The organism is Acidobacteriota bacterium (genome assembly GCA_033549365.1).
In the GTDB taxonomy this organism is placed as follows: Bacteria; Acidobacteriota; Aminicenantia; order Aminicenantales; family Saccharicenantaceae; genus JAWSUF01.
Window position 1 is genome coordinate 1 of sequence record JAWSUF010000042.1, and the last position, 1,511, is coordinate 1,511.

General features: G+C 42.0%; 2 protein-coding genes. Both read right to left on the minus strand.

The features are described from left to right. Positions 1-52 precede the first annotated feature (52 nt). Entirely contained in the window at positions 53-787 is a 735-nt protein-coding gene (locus SCM96_15925; GenBank protein ID MDW7762104.1) for a 6-bladed beta-propeller, read from the minus strand. An 11-nt stretch (positions 788-798) separates the two neighbouring features. Beyond that, entirely contained in the window at positions 799-1,329 is a 531-nt protein-coding gene (locus tag SCM96_15930; GenBank protein ID MDW7762105.1) for a MauE/DoxX family redox-associated membrane protein, read from the minus strand. Positions 1,330-1,511 lie beyond the last annotated feature (182 nt).

The following is a 1,511-nucleotide window of genomic DNA, read 5'->3' on the forward strand; positions in this document are numbered from 1 at the left end:
TCTAATCAAATCGTTTTTCCAATCTCCATCGACAGCCTACGCAGCATGATGTCTATACAATAATGAGAAGATTAATATATCCGTCGCTTAGGACTTGGTATCTCTCTTCGAGGGATACGCTTACGCGGCCCGGAAACTCCACTTCGGTGGGAAAGGGAAGTTCCAGATGGAATCGATAGGCCTGACCCGCCAAATCATAAAGGCCGCCGAAAGCACCGAATCTGCCAAATAGCATGCCGCTGAGCAGCACCATATCTTCCGACAACGCTTCGATGTAGCCGAGGTAGGTTTGTATAGGATATGCCAGGAGATATTCGCCTTGGGAATTGAATTTTGTCACTCGACGAAGTTGTCGATCAAGCACGTAAACATTTCCCGCCGTATCAAGCGACATGCCGTTGGGTTCGCCGAATTCCCCGGGGCCTGCTCCGGCTCTTCCGTATTCGAACAGGAAAACGCCGTGTTCATCGAACACCGCGATTCTCCGGTTGCCTGAATCCAGAACATGTATCCGGCCGTCTGAAGAGACTCCAACACCTTGAATTTTGAAGAATAGCTGGTGAGGATCATCATCGTCGCCGAGAACGAGGTCCTGTGTCAATCGTATTTTATCCGCCGGCCAAATCCCCTTCTCAGGATTTTCTGTAATTTCTAAGCCGTTTTTGACATACCTTTTCCCGCCCCACCCGGAATCACCGCATGAGGCAAAGCTTACGATAAAAACAAGAAGAAGGGGCCATATCAATCCAGGCTGCCTATCTTTTATATAATGGACAGATATTCTCATGATTCCAAGCCTCATGATCTCTTAACCAATTCTGATCTGTATAACAATATCGTTAAGAATAAGAGCACCAAATCTTGAATCGCTAAACTCAAGTTCATTTTTTTATTTTTTAAAAAAGCAAAACATCCACAAGGAATGTCAAGGCTATATATTTGTGTATACATGATTAAAAAAAGAAAAACCGTTAAAAGTCCAATTGCACATAAGGCTGCCTTAGAACGCAATTGAGGTATTAAGAGACATACTCCCGTCGTAATTTCAATGCTGATTAGACCAAGCGCCAGATAAGGCAGGATGATGTCTGGGAATATTTCATAATTTTTTAATAATGCTAAAAACTCATTGAAAGTTACAACCTTACTAATTCCCGCAGCTAAAAAAATCCCGCTCAGAAGAAAAGCAACGATTAAGAATGAACAGTTTTTTAACTTGAAAAAAATTCCTTGAATCACTATTGAAGCATTTTTTTCTTCAGTTGAAGAAGGAATCATCAAGTCTCCAATCACCACAGATTTTAAATACCAAAAAAAAACGTTTGTCAAGCTTTTTTTCGTATTTTTTCAATTTTTTCTGTATTGAGGAAAAAAACACCCGCCAAGGATTCCCGGAAGACATTGTCTAATCGGTTATGAAACAGAGAGGAATAGCCTACATTCCGCACGAAGCCGGGGCTGAATTTCGGCATTTAATACGCCTTCCATTCTATCACTCAGCGATAAGCTGA

Excerpts from the sequence above, each read along its gene's own strand:
- SCM96_15925 (MDW7762104.1), bottom strand. The coding sequence starts at position 787 with ATGAGAATATCTGTCCATTATATAAAAGATAGGCAGCCTGGATTGATA.